Annotated in this window: 23 protein-coding genes and 3 pseudogenes; 14 read left to right on the top strand and 12 right to left on the bottom strand. The window is 64.9% G+C overall.

Annotation, left to right across the window (positions count from 1 at the left end):
- The first annotated feature begins 39 nt into the window (after positions 1-39).
- Genes IU452_RS27340 through IU452_RS27320 form a run of 5 tightly spaced genes read left to right on the top strand, consistent with a single transcriptional unit; the run spans position 40 to position 2,494 of the window.
- A complete protein-coding gene (locus tag IU452_RS27340) occupies positions 40-789 on the top strand; it encodes an alpha/beta fold hydrolase (RefSeq protein WP_195112068.1) in 750 nt (249 codons plus the stop codon).
- Positions 786-1,190: a nitrile hydratase gene (locus IU452_RS27335; protein WP_195112067.1), complete on the top strand. Its 405-nt coding sequence runs from the start codon at positions 786-788 to the stop codon at positions 1,188-1,190. Before IU452_RS27340 ends, IU452_RS27335 begins: the two co-directional genes overlap by 4 nt.
- 5 nt (positions 1,191-1,195) lie before the next feature.
- Positions 1,196-1,561 carry a hypothetical protein gene (locus tag IU452_RS27330; protein WP_195112066.1) on the top strand — a complete coding sequence of 122 codons (366 nt, stop codon included), beginning with the start codon at positions 1,196-1,198 and terminating at the stop codon, positions 1,559-1,561.
- Positions 1,558-1,998 (top strand): phenolic acid decarboxylase, encoded by a 441-nt coding sequence (locus IU452_RS27325; RefSeq protein WP_228818873.1) that lies wholly within the window; start codon positions 1,558-1,560, stop codon positions 1,996-1,998. Before IU452_RS27330 ends, IU452_RS27325 begins: the two co-directional genes overlap by 4 nt.
- Before the next feature lie 13 nt (positions 1,999-2,011).
- Positions 2,012-2,494, top strand: a complete 483-nt coding sequence (locus IU452_RS27320) for a MarR family winged helix-turn-helix transcriptional regulator (protein WP_195112064.1) — start codon at positions 2,012-2,014, stop codon at positions 2,492-2,494.
- A 30-nt stretch (positions 2,495-2,524) separates the two neighbouring features.
- Here IU452_RS27320 and IU452_RS27315 read toward each other — a convergent pair whose 3' ends face one another.
- From IU452_RS27315 to IU452_RS27295, 5 genes and pseudogenes are all read right to left on the bottom strand, one after another.
- Positions 2,525-2,977, bottom strand: a complete 453-nt coding sequence (locus IU452_RS27315) for a phenolic acid decarboxylase (protein WP_195112063.1) — start codon at positions 2,975-2,977, stop codon at positions 2,525-2,527.
- 107 nt (positions 2,978-3,084) lie between these two features.
- Complete coding sequence (locus tag IU452_RS27310; RefSeq protein ID WP_195112062.1) at positions 3,085-3,447, bottom strand: hypothetical protein; 363 nt, start codon at positions 3,445-3,447, stop codon at positions 3,085-3,087.
- Complete coding sequence (locus IU452_RS27305; protein ID WP_195112061.1) at positions 3,444-3,779, bottom strand: nitrile hydratase; 336 nt, start codon at positions 3,777-3,779, stop codon at positions 3,444-3,446. The genes IU452_RS27310 and IU452_RS27305 overlap by 4 nt, the downstream gene beginning before the upstream one ends.
- A 389-nt stretch (positions 3,780-4,168) precedes the next feature.
- Positions 4,169-5,121: pseudogene (locus tag IU452_RS27300) on the bottom strand (IS481 family transposase).
- 161 nt (positions 5,122-5,282) lie between these two features.
- Positions 5,283-6,395, bottom strand: coding sequence for a DNA alkylation repair protein (locus IU452_RS27295; protein ID WP_195112060.1), 1,113 nt, complete (start codon positions 6,393-6,395; stop codon positions 5,283-5,285).
- A 224-nt stretch (positions 6,396-6,619) separates the two neighbouring features.
- Between IU452_RS27295 and IU452_RS27290 the strand changes: the two genes are divergently transcribed.
- From IU452_RS27290 to IU452_RS27275, 4 genes are all read left to right on the top strand, one after another.
- On the top strand, positions 6,620-7,021 hold the full coding sequence (locus IU452_RS27290; RefSeq protein ID WP_195112059.1) for a hypothetical protein: 402 nt from the start codon (positions 6,620-6,622) through the stop codon (positions 7,019-7,021).
- 1,018 nt (positions 7,022-8,039) lie between these two features.
- Complete coding sequence (locus tag IU452_RS27285; RefSeq protein WP_195112058.1) at positions 8,040-8,486, top strand: STAS domain-containing protein; 447 nt, start codon at positions 8,040-8,042, stop codon at positions 8,484-8,486.
- Between the two features lie 107 nt (positions 8,487-8,593).
- Positions 8,594-8,788, top strand: a complete 195-nt coding sequence (locus IU452_RS27280; protein WP_195112057.1) for a hypothetical protein — start codon at positions 8,594-8,596, stop codon at positions 8,786-8,788.
- Between the two features lie 371 nt (positions 8,789-9,159).
- A complete protein-coding gene (locus IU452_RS27275) occupies positions 9,160-10,320 on the top strand; it encodes an IS110 family transposase (RefSeq protein ID WP_324192844.1) in 1,161 nt (386 codons plus the stop codon).
- Between the two features lie 44 nt (positions 10,321-10,364).
- Here IU452_RS27275 and IU452_RS27270 read toward each other — a convergent pair whose 3' ends face one another.
- A complete protein-coding gene (locus tag IU452_RS27270) occupies positions 10,365-11,003 on the bottom strand; it encodes a TetR family transcriptional regulator (RefSeq protein WP_195112056.1) in 639 nt (212 codons plus the stop codon).
- 212 nt (positions 11,004-11,215) lie between these two features.
- Here IU452_RS27270 and IU452_RS27265 point away from each other — a divergent pair, with 212 nt between their 5' ends.
- The 4 genes from IU452_RS27265 to IU452_RS27250 all read left to right on the top strand — a co-directional run bounded on the left by IU452_RS27265 (position 11,216) and on the right by IU452_RS27250 (position 15,328).
- The gene (locus IU452_RS27265) at positions 11,216-12,454 is read left to right on the top strand and encodes a phthiocerol/phthiodiolone dimycocerosyl transferase family protein (RefSeq protein WP_195112055.1); all 1,239 of its coding nucleotides are present in this window, start codon (positions 11,216-11,218) and stop codon (positions 12,452-12,454) included.
- 261 nt (positions 12,455-12,715) lie between these two features.
- Complete coding sequence (locus tag IU452_RS27260; RefSeq protein ID WP_195112054.1) at positions 12,716-12,922, top strand: hypothetical protein; 207 nt, start codon at positions 12,716-12,718, stop codon at positions 12,920-12,922.
- A 38-nt stretch (positions 12,923-12,960) separates the two neighbouring features.
- Complete coding sequence (locus IU452_RS27255) at positions 12,961-14,037, top strand: aldo/keto reductase (RefSeq protein ID WP_195112053.1); 1,077 nt, start codon at positions 12,961-12,963, stop codon at positions 14,035-14,037.
- Between the two features lie 406 nt (positions 14,038-14,443).
- Positions 14,444-15,328, top strand: coding sequence for an alpha/beta fold hydrolase (locus tag IU452_RS27250; RefSeq protein ID WP_195112052.1), 885 nt, complete (start codon positions 14,444-14,446; stop codon positions 15,326-15,328).
- Between the two features lie 114 nt (positions 15,329-15,442).
- On the opposite strand, the gene IU452_RS27245 is transcribed toward IU452_RS27250, so the two are convergent.
- Both IU452_RS27245 and IU452_RS27240 read right to left on the bottom strand, forming a co-directional pair.
- Complete coding sequence (locus IU452_RS27245) at positions 15,443-15,748, bottom strand: hypothetical protein (RefSeq protein WP_195112051.1); 306 nt, start codon at positions 15,746-15,748, stop codon at positions 15,443-15,445.
- Between the two features lie 294 nt (positions 15,749-16,042).
- Positions 16,043-16,594 (bottom strand): hypothetical protein, encoded by a 552-nt coding sequence (locus IU452_RS27240; RefSeq protein WP_228818872.1) that lies wholly within the window; start codon positions 16,592-16,594, stop codon positions 16,043-16,045.
- 268 nt (positions 16,595-16,862) lie between these two features.
- On the opposite strand from IU452_RS27240, the pseudogene IU452_RS27235 reads away from it, so the two are divergent.
- A pseudogene (locus IU452_RS27235) lies at positions 16,863-17,387 on the top strand (transposase); the annotation flags it as partial.
- Positions 17,388-17,395: 8 nt separating this feature from the next.
- Here IU452_RS27235 and IU452_RS38455 read toward each other — a convergent pair.
- The 4 genes and pseudogenes from IU452_RS38455 to IU452_RS27220 all read right to left on the bottom strand — a co-directional run.
- Positions 17,396-17,497: pseudogene (locus tag IU452_RS38455) on the bottom strand (pyridoxamine 5'-phosphate oxidase family protein); the annotation flags it as partial.
- Positions 17,498-17,777: 280 nt separating this feature from the next.
- Positions 17,778-18,197 carry a hypothetical protein gene (locus IU452_RS27230; RefSeq protein WP_195112050.1) on the bottom strand — a complete coding sequence of 140 codons (420 nt, stop codon included), beginning with the start codon at positions 18,195-18,197 and terminating at the stop codon, positions 17,778-17,780.
- 133 nt (positions 18,198-18,330) lie between these two features.
- Positions 18,331-18,633 (bottom strand): hypothetical protein, encoded by a 303-nt coding sequence (locus tag IU452_RS27225; RefSeq protein ID WP_195112049.1) that lies wholly within the window; start codon positions 18,631-18,633, stop codon positions 18,331-18,333.
- A gap of 65 nt (positions 18,634-18,698) precedes the next feature.
- Positions 18,699-19,354, bottom strand: a 656-nt coding sequence (locus tag IU452_RS27220) for a fatty acid desaturase family protein (protein ID WP_195112048.1), incomplete at its 5' end; no start/stop codon positions are given.

The following is a 19,354-nucleotide window of genomic DNA, read 5'->3' as shown; positions in this document are numbered from 1 at the left end:
CGCAGCCGACGTTGGCAGCCGACCGGGAAGGAGTCGATGATGGCGACGTTTGTGCTGGTACATGGTTCGTATGCCGGGGGCTGGATGTGGGGGCGGCTGCGGTCACGGCTGGAGGCGGCGGGGCATCGGGTGTATGCGCCGAGCCTGACCGGGCTCGGGGACCGCCACCATCTCGCGGGACCGGAGATCGGGCTGGCCACGCACGTACAGGACATCACCAATCTGCTGGTGTGGGAGGACATCACCGATGCGGTGCTGGTGGGCAACAGTTATGGCGGCATGGTGATCAGTGGGGTGGCCGAGCGGGTCCCGGAGCGAGCAGCCCATCTGGTGTTCGTGTCGGCGTTCGTGCCTTATGCCGGTCGGTCGGCGTTCGAACTCATCCCCGAGGTACGCGACATCTTCGCGTTCACGCCGAAGGTGCCCGACTGGGCGGTGGCGCAACCGACCGATCCCGCCTCGATCGGTGCGGGCATGGGTGTGTCGGATCCGGACGATCAACAGTGGATGGCCTCGCGCCTGGTGCCGATGCTGCGGCGCACACACGAGGACACTCTCGGTGCCGGGATGGAGAAGGCTCGGTCCGCGCTGCCATGCACTTATGTGCATTGCACCGAGGATCATATGTTCGATCCGACCGCCACCTATGCCGCCGAGCAGGGTTTCCGGATCGTCACCATCGACGGTTCCGGTCACGTGCCGATGATCTCGCACCCGGACGAGCTCGCCGAACACCTCGTCGACCTCGCTCCCGGACGCGTCGAGGCGTTCGAAGGAGGGGAACGATGACGACATCGGACCGGCACCCCACGGTGCCCGCCGTAGCTCGAGAGGACTTGGAGGCCGCTCTCACCTGGCGGGCGTGGACCGATCCCGGATTCGCCGACCAGTGCGGGCGCGACCCGCACGCCGCCTTGGCCGCACTGGGCGTGCAGGTGCCCGAGGGCACCCGGGTGCGGATCCGGGTGCAGCGGCGCGACACTCTCTACTTCGTGATCCCCCCGGCACGGGAACCGGACCAGCCGCACACGCACGAGGTGGTCAATCAGATGGATTTGTGGCGCAGTAGCGATCTGTTCGTGTGGCTGCTGCCCGAAGACCGCAAGATCGACCTGCTCGCCATGCGCCGCAGCTTCCGCACCGGCGCGTCGAGCGACTCCGCTCCCCGCCCAACCGATCCGAGGACGTGACCGTCATGGCGAACGAATTCCTGGCAGCGTATTACAACCGGCTCAGCAACGATCTCGACTACCGCGCCGAACTGCTGGCCGATCCGAAAACGGTGCTGTGCGCGGAATACGGATACCCCGCGCGGGACGACTTCACCGTCGAGGTCGTCGACGAGCGCGTCGACACCATCGAGATCCTGCTCCCGGCTCCACCCGAGAATGGCGCGGATCTCGAACAACGTCTCGTCGAGGTCACCCAGCGCAGCTACGACCTGCTGTTCTCCTCCGGCGTCGGCGGATTCCTCATCCCCGACGACCGATTGAAATGGACCCTGCGCGACATGCGCACCACCTGGATGGCCAAAAACGACGACCGTGAGCGTGACCTATGACCACACCGACGCCTCGCGTGGCGCTGCCGGCCCAGGATCCGTCCGGACTGGTGGGCATGCATTTCATCCATACCTACGCCCCCGAGAAGTGCACGTGGGAGATGTATGTTCGCAACGCCACCACCATCGACTACCGAGCCTTGTCCGGACGACTACGAGGGCATCATGTCACCGGCCGAACCGTGGACCTGGCCCGGCTCGACACCGATCTCTACGCGCTGTCCTGGGCCGATTCCATCGGTTGCTTCAGCCTCACTATCCACCTCGGCCGTCGTTATATGCACGCGGTGATAGCCATCCTTCGTGATACCGGCAGTGACCCCGCGCCGGTGTGTCGGTTCGACCTGACGACCGAGTCCCGGGAAATCACCTTTCTCGAAAACCACGGGCCCGACAGCGACGGCGTTCTAACGGCCGTTCCCTGCGACATCGGTTGAGACAGTGAGACAGATGGACACCGCCGATCGACTCAGTCGATTGTTCGGACCGCTGCGCCGGGCGCTGCTGCGATCGATCCGCCGCAGCGGCGAGGTGCCGGACGTGCCGGAGAGTCAGTTCGAGTTGCTGCGCGCCCTGCCGGAATCCGGAACGGTCACCCCCCGCGCCGTCGCGGCACAGCTGCGACTGGCCCCGCCCACAGTGAGCAATCTGGTCAAATCCATGACCACCGCCGGCCTGGTCGCGCGCACACCGGATCCGAACGACCTCAGGACCGTCGGACTGTCACTCACGCCCCGGGCAACTCAGCTGCTGGACAGTTACAACCGGATCAGCGCATCCATCCTGAATCAGGCGTTGAACGACCTCTCGGCGGCCGACCGACGCACCCTACACGGCGCACTCCCCGCCCTGGAAAGGCTGCTGGCCGCACTCGAACGCCTCGACAGCACAGCCCCGAAATCGGAGCCTCCCTCACCCACCCACAAGCCCTGACACTCGGCGGAGTCGGTCGGCGGTGTCCACCTATCCCACTGTCTCGATCTGTGTTGCGGGTACGTCGCCGAGTACGGTGTCGTCGTTGGGGCAGCGGGTTTCGAGGAAGGTGATGTCGCGGAACTCGGTCAGCAGTTCGATCCAGCACGTCGGTGCGGGGTCGCGGCTGGTGCTGTGGAGCAAGGTGACCACTTGGTGGATGTAGCGTCGGGCGGGGCGGATGATCAGGCTGAAGCAGCCGATGGATTCGCCCCAGGTCAGTCGGTAGTCATCGTCGCCGAGCCGGACCAGGTCCACGGTTTGGCCCAGCACGCGACGGCCTCGTAGTCGTCCGCCCAGGGCTCGGTAGTCGATGGTGGTGGCGTTGCGGATATACACCTCCCATATGCAGCCCGTGGCGGCGTGGGTGTGGATGAAATGTGCGCCCACCAGCCCGGACAGATCCTGGACAGGCAATGCGGGAGAAGGTGTCGGTGCGGTCATGGTCACGCTCCAGTTCGACGGTGGCCGGTTCCGGCCGCTTGGGGGAAGCTCACTTGTGGTCGTGGTTGGCGATCCACGCCGTGCGCATTTCTTTCTTCGCCGGATGATCAGGAGTGAGCGGCTTTGGCGAACCAGCTGCTGCGCATGTCTCGCAGCGTCCATTTGAGCTGGTTGTCGGGAATCAGGAAACCGCCGATGCCGCTGGTGAGCAGCATGTCGTAGACGAAGCTGGTGGTCTGGAACAGGCGTTGTTCGAAGTCCTGCCCGGGCTGCGGTGAGGCAGGCAGCAGCATGACCATGGTGTTGTCGAGCTGTTGGATGACCTCGACGGCGAAGCTGTCGTCGGGCGGGTAACCGGATGTCGCACACAGTGTGGCTTTCGGATCGGCGATCAATTGCTTGCGGTACTCGGCATCGGCGTTGAGCCGTCGGTAGAAGGCATCGAACACGGCATCGAAATCAGCGGTCATGACCGGCCGCCCTTCTCCGGGTGAAAACCTTTGCGCATGGCCAGCCCCAACGGGGCAACCTGCAGGGGCATCGCCCAGACGAACATCTCGGCGGTGCCCCACAGGTCCATTTGATTCACCATTCCGTGATCCGACTGCCTCGGCACGGGCGGCAGGCAGAAGTACAACGTGTTGCGCTGTTGCACTCGGATGTCCACCGCGAGACCCTTCGGGACCTCGATCCCGAGTGTCGACAGTGCTTCGACCGGGTTGTGCCGCACCTGCTCGGGGAATTCCGGATCCGTCCATCCGCGGCGGGTGATCGCCGCTTCCATATCGTCTGGCACGTTCACCACTCCTCTCGCATCAACCCCGCCGTAGCGGGGTCACCGACATGTGTGGTCCTGCTCCTAGCTCCGTGCAACAATTCATGGGATGAATTGGTCCTGTGAGGTATAGTACCCATCAGGGACCGTTCGGCAAACCTTTGGCAATTGAATATCTGGTTGCAGTGGCGACGACCAGCGCACCCTGCCTTCCCGGGCGAGACAAGACTCGCCTCCGAAAACACGCCGTCATCGATTAGCAAGCGAGACAACAGGCCCACCGAATGCCTGGCCGCTGGTGATCAGCCCATCGGCCGACCCGTGCGCGGCGAAATGCGGATCCATGTGCTCGGCCCGGGTAGTCGGGCGGTATGGCGCTAGCACACTTGTCGATGTGCCGCTGCGGGAGATCGGCTTCACTCGGGCGCTGTGGTTTGTGTCTTCTGCCGGAGTCTCTCATAGGGCGTCTGTCCGTCCAACCCGCCGTGTGGCCGGTCGAAGTTGTAATAGTCTTGCCACTCTTTGAGTTTCGCGTTGAAGACGTTCACATCATCGAGGATGACGCCGTCGAGGAGCCGGTAGAACTCTTCGACGGCGATGCGGTGCGAACGCTCGACCTTCCCGTTCAGCCGCGGTGTGCGGGGCTTGATGTAGACGTGGCCGATGCCCTTGTCCAGCACATGCCAGTGGAACTGCGTGCCGAATTCTGTGCCGTTGTCGGTCTGGATCTTCTCGACCGCGAAAGGCAGCTGGGACAGCACGTAGTCGAAGAACTGGATCGCGGTCTTCTGGTTGAGCTTCGGGTAGATCTTCAGCACCCGCAGGCGGGTGCCGTCGTCGATCGCGGTGAACTGGTAGAACTTGCCTCGCCGTCCCGCCGGCTCGAGGGACACGCTCGTCTTGCCGGCCTTCGGGAGCGGTTCGACGAACTTCACGTCGATCTGCACCTGATGGCCCGGACGCTGTTTCTCGTAGCGTTTCCAGCGTCGGTCGTGCCGCTGATACCGCTGCGACGCGGGCAGGCGGCCCATGTCGAGGCGATGCAGGATCCGCCAGACGGTCGCGACGCTGATCGTGACGTCGTGGTAGCGCTGCAGGTACATGGCAATCTTGCCCGGCCCGAAGTGGTAATTACGACGCAGGTGAATGATCTTGTCCACCACCTCGGCGCGGGTCGCGTTCGGGCTGGTTCGCGGTCGCCGCGAACGGTCCCGCAGCCCGTCCACTCCCTCGGTCTCGTAGCGCCGTAGCCACTTGTAGTACGTCGGACGGCTGATGGTTAGTACCGGCACGTCATCGCGACGCTGCCGGAGACTTCCTCGACATGACGCAAGACCGCGAGGCGCCGACGCACCTCGCGGTCCAACACAGGCTCACTCACCCGGAACTCCCTACGATCAACAAGCCCGGGTGCCAACCAACTCCTGCAGTTTTAGATTGACAACGTCACGCCCGCGACCTGCTCGCCCGCCCGGAGAACAACGTCACCTCAATCGCGAAGCTGCTCGGTGTCTCCCGCAACACCATCGTTCAGCAGGCGCAGGCTGGGCCTTGCGATGTTTCGGCGGCGGTGATGTGGACCTCGGTCGCGCCGAGGACGCGTCCGTTGGCCTGGACCTCGATGCGGTGCGGGCCGGGGTGGATCGTGCGGACCGAGAGGCTCTCGAACCGGTGCCGGCGTGAGAAGCGGACCGCCTGGCCCGCGGGGAGGTCCCGGACGGTCAGCTTGAACACCTTGCCCGCTTTGGGGCCGCGAACCCCTTGGTAGTGGACTATGTAGTCGATCGCCGCTCTCGTCGCGTCGGTGGCGTGCAGCGTGAAGGTGACAGTGGTCGCCTCCCCGATGGAGATGGTGGCAGGCGAGCAGGCGAGGTCGGTGATCTCGATCGGAGCATGGTGATCGAACCCGAGAACCGCGAGAGCCTGCGGGTGCCCTCGCTTGAGGAGTGTCCGCAGGCCATGGCGTACGACGAAATCGCCCTGCGTGCTGCCGCAGGACCATCGCCGGGCGGTGTCGAGGACGAGGTCGGGGTGGTCCTTGCTGATGTCGTTGAGGTGGTTGGCCACGGAACGGCGGACGTAGACGGACTCGTCGTTGACGAGGGGCTCCAGCAGCGCCAGCGTGGGAGCGGGGTCGGCGACGAACCGCGAGAGCTGTGACGCCCAGGGCAGCCGCGGGCGCGTTCCCTCCGAGACGAGCCGCCGAACGTGCTCGTCCGGGTCGGTGGTCCACGCCCTGAGCTGGTCCATCGTGACCTCGTAGTGGGCTTCGACGAACGGGCGGATAGCGAACTCGGCGGTATAGCGGGAAGTGAGCGCGGCCAGCAGCGGCAGCGCGACGTCGGGGCGGTCCAGCATCGCGGAGGCGAGGTAGGCGTTGACGGGCATGGAAGCCCACCCCGTGAGGCCCCCGCGGTCGAGGGCACCACGGATCACCCGGTCGGCTTCCTCGGGGGACGTCGGCATCGTCGCCGCGAGGGCGCGGGCGATCCAGTCGATACGGGCCTTCAGCTCCAGGTCACCGATACCGGTGCCCGCGAGCTGCTCGAACGCCGTCCGGTCGAACGAGGCCGAGGCACCCGCGAGGTCGCCTGCGAGACGCCCGATGAGCTCCGGCGACAGTTCATCTTTGAAATCGGCCATCTCAACGCCCGCCCACGGTCACGTCGAGGTCCCCGACCGCTCGCCCCGTACAGCTCTCGGCCGGCCGGAGGAGGGCCTCGATGCGCTCCCACTGTTCGTTCGGGAGCGGTGTGAATCTCGACCTGGGCCTCATGATTTCGAGTCTGCCACCGACCACTGACACACAGCCGGTACCTCAGGAGCTATGAAATGCGATGTCACCCGCCTCGCGTAGCCTGCCGGGCATGAACGATACCGATGCATCCGACCTGGAGGCCGAGGTCGTCGCTGTGAACCAGTTGCTGGCGACGTGGTTCGGAACCGACGCAGACCCGGAGATCCTCGATCGCGTCGCCGCGACCCAGGCCGAGACGTTCTCGATGCTCAGCATCGACGGCGTCCCCGTCAGCCAATCCGAGCTGCTGGCCGAACTGCGGCGGAAACGCAATTCCCGGCCCGGCCTCAAGATCGAGATCTCTGACTTCGAGGTGTTGTTCGCCGAGGGCGACATCAGGGTGATCCGCTGCCTGGAGCGTCATCTCCTCGACGGGAAGCGCAGCGATCGCTGGACGACCGCAGTACTGACCGCCCAGCCGACGACGCCCCGATTCCGCTGGCAGGTACTGCACGAGTCCGCGGCTGGCTGAAACAACGCTGCCGCCGCGATTCCTGGACACGGTCGCGCCACGCGCCTCCCCGAGCCGAACCTCAGGCCCTCGATGCCGAGCTGCCCGGCCAGGTACTCCACGGCCTTCCACGGCACCGCAAGCGGGTCCTCTCCAGCGAGGGGACCCCGATCAGATGCACCTCAGTTCGGCTAGTTAGAGACTGGTATCAGGATCGGATCCCGGCCATTTCCGTGCATTGCAGAGGTCGAGATGGTCTCCGCACGTTGATCTACCGGTGGGTAACGCGGCCGTCGGGGCCGCGCGGAACGCGGCAATATCGAATGTTCGGCCGGGGATCGGATGTCTGTCGGGCAGTCGCTCAGTGTCCCGGCTCGGGGAGGCTGAGCCACCGCATCGTGAGTGGGTACGCGCCCGTTTACGGGGGCGGGCTCGATGGGCGCGCGCGATACTCGAGTGGTGACGGAGAGAGCGGCGTCCGAGGGGGCACCGGCCGGCGACGGTGGTGGCGGGGGCAATGGCAGTCCCACTGCGCGCGTGCCGGACAGCGGTCAGGACTCTGCGTTGAAGGTCATCCATCCCAGATACCTCCCCACCATGCGGGCCGCATCCCACGCCGCCCCTCCGTCCGGGACGCCGACAACGACTGTCGCCGATGACCGGATTCCCTCGGCGGCGGCAGGCAAAACCAACTCACCCCTCGAAGGAGGGTGTCCGCCAATAAGGTTCAGATAACGACGCACCACACGACAATCACGGTTTCATAAACTGCGATCCGGGTAACACTTAGTCATGACAGTCAGGAAACACACCTCCACCCCGATGGTCGAGCCGTGGGTTCCTGGCTTGGCTGGATTTCAGTAGTCGGACGACCGATACGCGGACATCGGCAGTGGAACATCAGCGAAAGGCCCGAAAGACGCTGGCGTGTCCTGCAGTTCAGCGCGCCGCTATTACATCGATTGCCTGGACGGTTGGCTGTCGAGAAAAGGCACCGGCGTCTCCCTGATCAATGGTTGAGGACGGGAGGTTGCATGCCATGACCCAGTACCGATGGCGCTCGCCGCGCCACACGATTGGCTCCCAACGGTCGCGCGACACGAAGCGGTTGCGTGTCCGGTACCGAACCACCGGATCGGCGGTCGTGCTGCATGTCGACGGAGACGTCGACCAGAGTACAAAGGCCGCTCGGCACAACGATCTCGAGCTCGCCGTCGCCGTGGTCCCGGTCGGCGGTGCGGTGGTCATCGATCTATCGCGGCTGGGCTTTCTCGGTTCGGTGGGTCTGCACATCCTGACCGATGCCTGCAGCCTGGGCAAGGCAGCCCGAAAGACCCTGTGTCTGGCGCAGGTACCGCCGGTGGCGGCCTGGATGCTCACCGTCGCGGGCCTGGACGAACAGATCCCCCAGTACCCCGACATCGCAACCGCGCTGCGGCGTACCGACACCGATACATGCGATAAGCCACCCCCGCCGTCCCAATGACTATCGAAGACTCAGGGTGGGAATGTCGAGATCGCCTCGCGCCCAGGCGCTCTCCATACGGGCCGCAGTGCAGGGGAGGTGTAGATCCGCGGGAGGACGTGTAGACCATGGACACCGATGATCTCGGTCGCAGACTCGACGAGCTGGCGGCACGCGCGGCAGCGACGGCGGAGAGCATTCGCCTGGAAATTGCCTACCAGGGTCCGGAAAGCCCGAACGCCGCGGAACTGAACCAGTTGCTGCTCCTTCTGGAAGAGGCCATGGCAGTGATTCGAGGTCTGCAGCAGTCTCCGTCCGACTAACCCCTCGACGGCCGACGTAGCCGATGCAGGTCCCCTGCCATCGGACCACCACGCTTGTCGGGCAGGCCCTGAGCGCCAAGACACCACTTGGGTCTTTACTCGTGAGCACTGCGACGGCACTCAACAGCTAGAACATCCGCTCATCGGCTACTTAGCATTGGCGTCAGGGCCAGTTCCCGGCCAGGATCTGGTCCAGGTGCCCGGTGGGCCGCTCTCTAATCGGCTGCCCGCCTGAGGTTTTGGTGTGGCTCTCTAATGGCTTGCGTCCTACCGGGTGCCGTGCGGGGTGTGGCTGGAAAGGGGCGTGCCCTGGCTCGAAGTAGCGGTGCCTTCCCGCACGAACACCTACTCGGTTCGACGGAAGGACACCGGTGACGGTCATCATCGGCATGGACCCCCATAAACGCTCGGCCACCATCGAGGTCATCGACCACGATTCGAAGGTGTTGGCCATCGGACGCTACGACACCGACACTGCCGGCTATACCGAAATGCGCACTGCTGTGGAGGATTTCCCGGATCGAGTGTGGGCGATCGAGGGCTGCGACGGGATCGGCCGACACCTGGCGCACCGACTGGTGCACGACGGGGAGACGGTGATCGATGTACCGGCGAAACTGTCGGCGCAGGTGCGGGTGTTCGCCACCGGCAACGGCCGCAAGACCGATCCGGTCGACGCGCACTCGGTCGCACTGGCGGCGTTGCGGGCTCCGAATCTGCGGCGGATCCAGGCCGATCCGGAGTTGGAGGCGCTGGGAATGCTGGTCGATCGTCGCGACGAGTTGGGCCGTGCCCGCACCGAGCTGATCAACCGGATCCATCGACTGCTGCTCGAGCTGGTGCCTGGTGGCGCCAAGCGCTGGCTGTCGGCCCGCCAGGCCCGCGCCTTGGCAGAGGAACTCACGCCCACCGGGCCCGCGGCGCGGCTGCGGTTGCGGGTAGTCCTGGAATTGATCAGCGATCTGGAGGTCGTCGACGCCCGCATAAAGGCCGCGAACAAGGAGTTGCGGCAGTTGGTTACCGCGACCGGGTCCACGCTGATGGAGTTGCCCGGCACCGGTCCGACCGGCGCGGCAAGGTTGCTCTCCGACGTGGGCGATATCCACCGTTTCGCAACCCGGGACCGATTCGCGTCCTGGAACGGCACCGCACCCCTGGACGCGTCGTCGGGAGATCAGAAGCGACACCGGCTGTCTCGTGCCGGGAACCGTAAGGTCAACCGGGTGCTGCACATCATGGCCGTGGTTCAGCAGTGCGGTTACGGCGACGGCCGCGCCTACGTCACGCAGCGCAAAGCCGAAGGCAAGACCCACAAGGAAGCACTACGTGCCCTGAAACGACGACTGTCCAACGTCGCCTACGCCCGCATGCTCGCCGACCAACGGCGACGGGAGAAGGCAAGCCCGGGAGGGCAATCGGGGGCGTCTGCTGACTCCTGCGCGACCGGCTTGACCCCGCATGCCGGTTCTTCGGATAAGCCACAACCCGGATCCGCCGCCCACCAGCTTAGCGAACTACGAACTGCCCCTTGATACTAAAGGGGAGCCATTTTCGTGCTTTCCCGAGGTGCCTGGGGTCATTGCGTGGAGATGGTTCGAAGTTGTGTGCAGAGCTTCTGGTAGATGGCGAGGAGGCTGGCGTCGGTGTGGCCTGCGGCGTGGGAGTCGACCCATTCGTTCACGGCCGCGCCCACCACGGCATAGGTCACTGCCAGCACCAGACGCGTTCGGGAACGTTCGGCGGGGTCGGCGACCGATTCGACCACCGCACCGACGCGGGCGCTGTGCTCGGCGAAGGCCGCTGCCCGCAGCTGGGGTGTGGTGGTTATCACTCGGTATGTCAGAAGCACGTCCTCGGCGGCGCCGGCGGGCCCTGAGTCGTTCTCGATGACGGTGTCGATGACCTCGGCCACGGCGGCTTCGATATCGGCCAGCCGCATCGTGGGCGGGTCTGCTGTCGTGAACCGCGATTCGATAGCGGTGGCGATGCCCCACCGGTCGTATACGACCGCGCTCTCCTTGGTCGGAAAGTAGCGGAAGAACGTCCGCGCAGCCACGCCCGCTCGGGCGGCGATGTCGTCGACCGTGATGTTGTCGAAGCCGTGCTGGTCACTCAGTTCCACTGCTGCCCAATGGATCTCGTCCAGCGTCTGGGCTCGGCGCCGTGCCCGTAGGCCGGGCCGGTCACTCGCGAGCCGATCTGCGGTGCTCTCCATCACCCCATCCTCTCAAAAGAGACACAGATAACCTAATTGGCATTACCTGACTAATTGTCAGTCTATGACAGTTGATGGTAGCGTAGCCGCATCGGACAGTGCGGCCCAACCGACCGCCATAGACGGGACTCCGCGAACTGGTTGTCGATCCGGTTCATCAGCCGGAGGCGAACATTCCGAGGACAGATATGAGGACAGATATGAGGACAGATATGCAGTCGTCAGCTGTACTGATTCGCCCTCTCGCTCCCAGCGAAGCATTCCTGGGCGAGACCGGCGGCTACATCGGCTACTCCGCTCGCGTGCGGGGGCATCTGGATCGGGCCGCGGTGTGGGAGGCGTTCGAGGCCCTGCGACGGTCCTACCCGGTGCTGGCCAGCAGAATCGCATACGACGCGACGGGCCGAGCCGTCATCGAAGAAGACCAAGACTTCCTGCCCGTTGTCAGCCGGCACGACATCAGCCCCCAGGAGAAGGGAAGCGACGATCCGCTACTCGGACTGCCCGACCCGCAGGGCCGAACCGCAGCCGTGCATATCGCGCAGGACGACCCCGACCAGGCATGGGTGACCCTGCTGACCCATCACGCGATAGCCGACGGACACCATTCCCTGCAACTACTGGCCGACCTGTGGAGGTTCTACGCCGACATCGTCGACGGCCGCGCCGTGTGGCCGAACAGGCACGGCTACCCCCGGCCCCTGGAGGAGCTGCTGTCCGAACGAGGCATCACCACAGACACCCCGACAGCAACCGATTCCACGACACCGACCACACCGGTTGCACCGATCAACCTGGACCACCCCCGCACTCCACAGCCCACGACAGAACGCATCCGACTCACCATCGAGGAAACGCAAGCCCTGGTCGAGTTCGGTCACCAGGCGAATACGACGATCAACGGCCTGGTATCGGCCGCGCTGCTGAAAGCCACCGCCGACACCCTCGATGTCGGCATCGGCGATCTGACCTACCAATATGTAGTAGACCTGCGCACACGGCTGACCCCGTCAGTGGGCTACACCGAGGGAACAAATGTGCTCGGCATGGCTCATTTCACCGCCGACACCGATGCAGACACCGGCATTGCCACACTTGCGCGCGCCGTTAGCGGCAAACTCGCCCGCGACCTCGCCGCCGGTGAAATTCAGCGATCCGCCCTCCGACCCGACGAACACACCTATATTTCCGCCCGTATCGTTTCGACGAACTGGGGCAAGATCCCTCCACTCAACACCCCCCAGCGCCTGACCATCGAGGATTTCCGACCCACCATCCACCCGACGAACCCGCAACCAACACTGCCCGATCGCCCGTCGAACATCGGCACCTTCTACGTCATCACTACATTCAACGGGCAACTCACCATCGAGCCGCTACTAGCCCCCCGTCCCGACGCCACCGTAGCGGCCGATCGGATCCGCGCACTCCTCACCGACATACCGCACTGAACCAGGACCGCAACAGCCAACCGGGCAGTGACGGCAGCGCCGAAGATCCTCATCTTCTCGCGGTCCCACTGGTACGTACATCCACCACGAGAACGCTGACGCCAGCGTCACAGCGACAGTGACAGTGACACCGATCAGTTTCAGCATTCTTGAATGCGGCCGGTCAATGTCGCCGTCCGCGCGAAGGAGTCGAAATGATCCGCTCCCCACGGCCTTTCATGCCTGCCACGGGTCTCAGCGAATCCGGCGTCGTCTCGGTCAGTGTCGACCGCGGCCGGGAAAATTGCCCGGCTGGTAGCGCTAACCGTTACTCGCACCGCGATCACGCGCCACCTTCCGGGACCGGACCGTCCGGTCGACCGGCTGGACACCGCACTCGCGGATCTGAAGGTCGCCTACGACCAGCTCGTCACCGAGCTGATGATCGGACGGCGCCGGTTACCGCGCTACCAGACCGCCCGCTCATGACATAAGAGGACAACCTTCGAAGAGAGGGAAGGGGCACGATGTCTGTCACTCTCGACACCTACCGGCTGCTCGGCCGCTCCGGACTGCGAGTCTCGCCGCTGGCGCTGGGCACCAGGTTCTTCGGCGCCGACTCGGGCTGGGGCACCCACACCGACGACGCCCGCAAACTGTTCGACACCTACGTCGAGCGGGGCGGCAACTTCATCGACACCGCCAACACCTACGCCGACGGCAACTCCGAGAAACTGGTAGGCGAATTCACCCGCGACAACCGCGAAAGCCTGGTGCTGGCAACGAAATACACCCTGCTGCGCCGCCCGGTTGACCCGAACTCCGGCGGCAACCACCGCAAAAGCATGATCGCGTCGGTGGAAGCGAGCCTGCGGCGGATGAATACCGATTACCTCGATCTGCTGTACCTGCACTGGTGGGACTTCCTGACCCCGGTCGAGGAGATCCTGCGCGGCATGGACGATCTGGTCCGCCAAGGCAAGGTGCTGTACGTGGGCATCTCCGACACCCCGGCCTGGCAGGTCTCGCGCATGCAGGCCATCGCCGACCTGCGCGGCTGGTCACCGCTGGTGGCGGTGCAGATCGAATACAGTCTCCTCGAGCGCACCGTGGAGCGCGATCTGATCCCGATGGCCCGCGAGATGGGACTGGGGGTGGTCCTGTGGTCACCGCTGGCCAACGGCGTGCTCACCGGCAAATACAGCCGCGCCGACCTGACCGAGCCGTCCGTCGACGCCATCCGCGAGCGCAACAACGACGAGGCCACCCGCAAAAACATCGCCCTCACCTCCGGCCACCTCACCGAGCGCGGCCTGACGATCGCTGAGGTGGTGAAACAGGTCGCCACCGAGCTGGGGAAGACACCGTCACAGGTCGCCCTCGCCTGGACCCTGCACAACCCCGGCGTGACGGCCCCGATCGTCGGTGCGCGGACCTTGGCCCAACTCGAAGACAACCTCGGTGCCCTCGACGTCGAATTCGACACCGCCCACCTGGCCCGCCTGGACGAGGCCAGCGCCATCGACCTCGGCTTCCCCCACGAGCTTCTGGCCCGCCACGGCGCGGAAGTCTTCGGCAGCCACATGATCGAACCCCGCCGCTGATGTTTCACACCGGGAAGCCGTCGAAAAGTAGATCGAGTTGTTCAACCCGGCCTGCTGTCGGACTGTCTTGCGATGGGTCCTACTTACACCCTCTGGGGCCTCCGATGAGCTGTTCGCGATCCAGCGCCTCGGTCGCAGGTGCGCTGCCGACGTGCTGGAGCAGGCCGGATCCGGCATTGCAAGGGATCTGCGCCGCAGCCACACCAGGTGCGCGAGCACATCGCCCGGCGGTTGGTGGCAGGATCACTCCGATAAACGGCAGCGCCTCGGTGTCGACGTGTCGGACTGTTGATTGTCTACAGCATTGATATGCATCGGTGGTATCCCTTCGATCGCTCGGGGTCGCGATAAACACGGGGATTCCAAGATTTCAATCGAGCGAGATTTCAGTCGAGAGGAGATCGTGATGGAAGACCGTCCACAGCGGCCGGGATGGCTGCCCGAGCAGCTGTACCCGTTCGCCGACCACTACGCCGACATCGACGGCGCGCGGGTGCATTACGTGGACGAGGGTACCGGCCCACCGCTGCTACTGCTGCACGGCAACTCGGCCTGGTCGTTCCTGTACCGCGACATCATCATCGGGTTGCGTGACCGCTTCCGCTGCATCGCACCGGACTACCCCGGATTCGGGCTTTCGGTGGCGCCGCCCGGCTATGGCTACACCCCCGCCGAGCACGCCAAGGTGATCGAGGCGCTGCTGCTGCACCTGAACCTGCGCGACGTGACGATGATGGTCCAGGACTGGGGTGGGCCGATCGGTTTCGCCGCCGCAACGCGGCAGCCGGAGCGGTTCAGCGCGTTCGTCATCGGCAACTCGTGGGCGTGGCCGAAGACGGACCCCTCCACGCAGATATTCTCCCGGCTGTTCGGCGGCCCGATCGGGGGATACCTGATCCGGCGCCGCAACATTACGGTCGAACGCCTCATTCCCGGCGGGGTCAAACGCAAGAAGCTGCCCGACGCGGTGATGGACGCCTACCGCGGCCCGTTCTCGACCCCGGCCTCCCGTGAGCCGACCCACGTGTTCGCCCACGAACTCCTCGCCAGCAAGGCATTTCTGCGAGAGATCAGCGATGCGCTGCCGAAACTCAGCGACCGGCCCGTCTTGATCGTGTGGGCCGACCAGGACATCGCCTTCCGCGACAAGGAACGGCGTCAGTGGGAGACCACCTTCCCCGACCACCACACCGTCGTGCTCGCAGGCGCCGGACACTTCCTGCAGGAAGACGCCGCCGACGAAATCGTTACCGCGATCGGGGACTGGCACGGCAAAGCGAACAACGCCTGACCGCGCTGCCCCGGCGCTGAGAAGCACCGGGGCAGACGCGCGTTCGATGCACGCGATATGCGGCAGTAGTGCAGATGCACTAGCCGGAACGGCACCCGATGGGAGGCAAGCCAATTAGAGAGCCACGCCACCGGAAACGGCCGCGAAACCGACCCCGTCGACGCTCACTCGGTCGCACTGGCGGCCCTGCACGCCCCGAACCTGCGACGGGTCACCGTCGATCCGGAACTGGTCGCGCTCGGGCTGCTCGCCGACCGCCGCGACGGCCTCGGCCACGCCCGCACCGACACCCTCACCGCCTGCACCGGGAAACTGCTTGAACTGATCCCCGGAGGCGCCAAGCGATTCCTGTCGGCCCGGCAAGCCGGTGGTCTGGTCACCGCGATCACAAGCCGAGGTCAACCAAACTCCGATCCACACAGGAGGACCATCGACCAGAAAATGCCGTGTAATCGGCATGAGCGCGCGTCGGAAACCCCTGCCAGCCAAACGATCCGGACGGCCGACCCAGCGGCACTGTGGGATGCGCTCGTTGTCCTGTCCCGTTGATGTCGAGGCCGTCTCACTGATCTGAGGTATCTGGCGCGTCGTCTCATGCAGTTGAGGCATCGGTCGCCGAAGTGCGTTGTCCGTAGGGGGACGAGCCCGGGATGGCACCGGGGCGATGGCGGCAGACGCCTGTCGGGCGGGAACCATGGGTGCGGTTGGGCTGGGTCAAGGTGTTGCGCGCTGAGCAGCGCGGTGGATGCCCCACCAGGCGGAGCCGAGCAGCAGAATCCCGGGGGCGACCCCGGCAATCACAGCGATGGTCGCGGCGGAGGATCGGTAGGTGGCCAGGATCAAGCCCATCGCCCCGCATGTTGTCATCGCTGTGCCGAGCCAGCGAAACGCCGGTCGTCGCCACACGGTCGCGAGCCCGAAGAAGTGCAGCCCCACTACGAGCGCGATCCACGCCACGGTTGCTCGGGGCGTGCCCAGCACCCCATTGATGACGGCGATCCCTGCCAGTCCGATGACTGCCTCGATGACCACCACGAGCCAGTAGCGTCGTCCGAAGTTCGTTCCTGGCACGGTGCTCGGCGGCAGACGAATGCGAGCACACCGCAGCACGGCAAACAGTCCAAGGAACACAGCGATCGCGAACACCCGCAGGACGACACTGACGATCGACGGCAGGGCGCCGGCATTCACCACGACGAACACGAGTCCGAATACACCACCGATGAGTCGACCGGCCTGATCGCTTGTCATGGCCGCCAGCTTCACCGATGTGTGTCTGCCACGCAAAGCGAACGGCGTCGTCGACGGTGAGGAAGGCGATGGCCATTACGCTGCCGCGGATTCTGGCGTTCGAGCAAAACGCCGCACTATAAGGGTGCGCCTGGCTCGGACTGCCTGAAGATCAGCAAGACAACGCGGCCCGCTGCTCGTCTCACCGACTCGAGGCACCGCAGCTAGGACTGTCGGAACAACGGTTGATCTGATCTCGGTCTGACCGATCGAACCTTTGTGGTTCGGCAGGAAGGATCAACCGATGTCAGAGACCATCGATGCCGTGGCAGACGGTGTGGTGGACACGAAGAAGCTGGGCGAGCAACTGCTGGCCCAGGCGAAGGAGCAGGGCGTTGACCTGGTCGGGCCGGGCGGGTTGCTGAACCAGCTCACCAAGACGGTGCTCGAGACCGCGTTGGAAGCGGAGATGACCGAGCACGTCGGCTATGAGAAACACGACCCGGCTGGGCGTGGAAGTGGCAACTCCCGCAACGGAACTCGCTCCAAGACCGTGATCACCGAGATCGGGCCCGTGGAAATTGATGTCCTCCGGGATACGAGTTCCTCGGTCGACCCGAAGATCGTCAAGAAGCGCCAACGGCGCCTGTCCGGGGTGGACGAGATCGTGTTGTCGCTGACGGCAAAGGGGTTGATTACCGGTGAGATCTCAGCGCACTTCACCGAGATCTATGGGACCTCGGTGTCGAAAGACACCGTCTCCGCGATCACCGAGAAGGTCGTCGCGGAGATGACCGACTGGTGCAACCGGCCCCTCGATGCCGTCTATCCGGTGAGGCCATCGATGACGGTGTGGTTCACCGGTCTGATGGTGGGGAAAGCGTAGCGGGAGAACACTATTCGCCCGAAGTCGATGCTCCCGAGTAGGCGCAGCGCCTCGGTGATCGAGATGGCGCGGGCGTTTGGCGCATTATGCACAGAACGCTCCTGTTCCCCGAGGTCGAAGCGATTCTCGCGGTGCCATTGGCAGAGTAGGGTGGTGGCCAACGTCTTCTCGAGAGGCTGACCCCCGTCATGGCTTGCCGTTCGCAAGGCCCGGCGCGCGAGACGAGCATAGCGAGCCCGGCATCACGAATCAGCAGATCCAGATCGTCGAGGAGACCGGAGATCGCGGCACCCACCGTACCGAGATCCGCAGCCGACGAGGCGCGATCGAACGCTAACGGGCGGACGAGGTGCGCCCGAACAGCTTGCCCATGCCGCGGGGCCGGGCTGGTGTCTGGTTGCCGGTTCCCTGCCCGGTGACGGTGCCGGATGTATTGGGTGCGACATCGGTGGTGCCGGTGTTGCCGTACTGCGTAGAGGTGTCGTGGCGGGTGGCTTTGAGTTCGCGGCGAGCGACGCGGCCGCGGCGGGCAGTGCGGCGTGCGCCGGTCAGCAGCAGGCCCAGCCCGGCGATGCCGATGCCACCGACGACGATGCCGTAGAGGAACAGCACACCGGTGGATCCGGTGACGTGGTAGCCGAAGACGGCGAAGTTGTCGGTCAGTGCGTGGTTGGGGCCGCTGTTGGCGAATACTCCCGCGACGCCGATGAGGACGGCGGCGATGAGGATGACGAGCCCGATGATGACGATCATGGTGATCCCTCGGATCTGTTGGTTCTTTCAGTAGACGCCGAGCGACACCAAATGTCAACACCGTAGGTCTACATCGTCGGCGCGAGCCCCGATCATCGTGAGCATCGCATCGCGGCTGTGTTGGCGCGAAGTGTCACGCGCGGGGATGTCGGACCCATTCGAGTCGGTCCCGCCAGCTCGGGTGGGTGCGGATGTGCCGGGAGCCGCCGGCATGTTCGTCGCGGTCGCGCGTGATCGCTGATTGCGGTCGGCCGTGGTCGCGTCCGGTTTCCCGCCAGGGGCGAGGGATCCGGAGGCTGGTCGACAACAGACCCAGTCCGGCCGCACCGATCGCGCCGACGACGATGCCGTAGACGAATGGGCCGCCGGTGAGCACACCGACAACGCCGAGAATGACGGCGGCGGCCAGGGCGGTCAGGCCGATGAAGATGATCATAGGAGGAACTCCCGAATTTCTTTGGTGTCGAGGCGATACGTCGCCGGTAGGTTGGTCACGGCCGCTCACGCTGCCGTCGCGCGGAGCGCTGAGCGCAACCCGCGCCGTCGGGATGGCCGGTCTGCATCGGCAGCGAATTCCTTGCGGTCGTGGAATTTTCGTTCCGAGGCGGTTTCGGGGGCGTCGTCGGAGGTGGCGGTCAGGAAGCGGTCCGGCAGGGCCAGTTTGTGGATGGTGCGCATCGTTAGTAGGTATTGGTGCAGCAACGGGCCGCTCGTGTAGGGGAGATCGTATTTGTCGCATAGTGCCCGTACTCGCTCGGCGATTTCGGCATAGCGATTGCTGGGCAGGTCGGGGAACAGGTGGTGTTCGATCTGATAGCACAGATTCCCGCTCAGGAAGGCCAGCACCGGTCCGGCGTCGAAGTTCGCGGTGCCCAGCATCTGCCGTAGATACCACTCGGGCTTGGTCTCGTGTTCGATGGCGGCGCGGGTGAATTTCTCTGCGCCATCGGGGAAATGGCCGCAGAAGATCACGACATAGGCCCAGAGGTTACGAAGTAGGTTGGCCGTGAGGTTCGCGGCCAGGGTACGGCGCCAGCGCCGACCGCTCAGCGCCGGAAACAGCACATAGTCCTTGCCGATCTGCCGCGCGAACTTCCTGATCAATCCCTTGGACTGCGCGGCCTTCTCCGTCTTCGTCGCGGCGCGGGTGTGGTCGG

The organism is Nocardia transvalensis (assembly GCF_015477765.1).
Taxonomy (GTDB): domain Bacteria; phylum Actinomycetota; class Actinomycetes; order Mycobacteriales; family Mycobacteriaceae; genus Nocardia; species Nocardia transvalensis_A.
This window is presented reverse-complemented; position numbering and strand designations above follow the sequence as displayed.

Bases quoted from the DNA above. Each gene is read 5' to 3' on its own strand.
- IU452_RS27340 (WP_195112068.1), top strand. From the start codon at position 40: ATGGCGACGTTTGTGCTGGTACATGGTTCGTATGCCGGGGGCTGGATG.
- IU452_RS27335 (WP_195112067.1), top strand. From the start codon at position 786: ATGACGACATCGGACCGGCACCCCACGGTGCCCGCCGTAGCTCGAGAG.
- IU452_RS27330 (WP_195112066.1), top strand. From the start codon at position 1,196: ATGGCGAACGAATTCCTGGCAGCGTATTACAACCGGCTCAGCAACGAT.
- IU452_RS27325 (WP_228818873.1), top strand. From the start codon at position 1,558: ATGACCACACCGACGCCTCGCGTGGCGCTGCCGGCCCAGGATCCGTCC.
- IU452_RS27320 (WP_195112064.1), top strand. From the start codon at position 2,012: ATGGACACCGCCGATCGACTCAGTCGATTGTTCGGACCGCTGCGCCGG.
- IU452_RS27315 (WP_195112063.1), bottom strand. From the start codon at position 2,977: ATGACCGCACCGACACCTTCTCCCGCATTGCCTGTCCAGGATCTGTCC.
- IU452_RS27310 (WP_195112062.1), bottom strand. From the start codon at position 3,447: ATGACCGCTGATTTCGATGCCGTGTTCGATGCCTTCTACCGACGGCTC.
- IU452_RS27295 (WP_195112060.1), bottom strand. From the start codon at position 6,395: ATGGCCGATTTCAAAGATGAACTGTCGCCGGAGCTCATCGGGCGTCTC.
- IU452_RS27290 (WP_195112059.1), top strand. From the start codon at position 6,620: ATGAACGATACCGATGCATCCGACCTGGAGGCCGAGGTCGTCGCTGTG.
- IU452_RS27285 (WP_195112058.1), top strand. From the start codon at position 8,040: ATGACCCAGTACCGATGGCGCTCGCCGCGCCACACGATTGGCTCCCAA.
- IU452_RS27280 (WP_195112057.1), top strand. From the start codon at position 8,594: ATGGACACCGATGATCTCGGTCGCAGACTCGACGAGCTGGCGGCACGC.
- IU452_RS27270 (WP_195112056.1), bottom strand. From the start codon at position 11,003: ATGGAGAGCACCGCAGATCGGCTCGCGAGTGACCGGCCCGGCCTACGG.
- IU452_RS27265 (WP_195112055.1), top strand. From the start codon at position 11,216: ATGCAGTCGTCAGCTGTACTGATTCGCCCTCTCGCTCCCAGCGAAGCA.
- IU452_RS27255 (WP_195112053.1), top strand. From the start codon at position 12,961: ATGTCTGTCACTCTCGACACCTACCGGCTGCTCGGCCGCTCCGGACTG.
- IU452_RS27250 (WP_195112052.1), top strand. From the start codon at position 14,444: ATGGAAGACCGTCCACAGCGGCCGGGATGGCTGCCCGAGCAGCTGTAC.
- IU452_RS27230 (WP_195112050.1), bottom strand. From the start codon at position 18,197: ATGATCGTCATCATCGGGCTCGTCATCCTCATCGCCGCCGTCCTCATC.
- IU452_RS27225 (WP_195112049.1), bottom strand. From the start codon at position 18,633: ATGATCATCTTCATCGGCCTGACCGCCCTGGCCGCCGCCGTCATTCTC.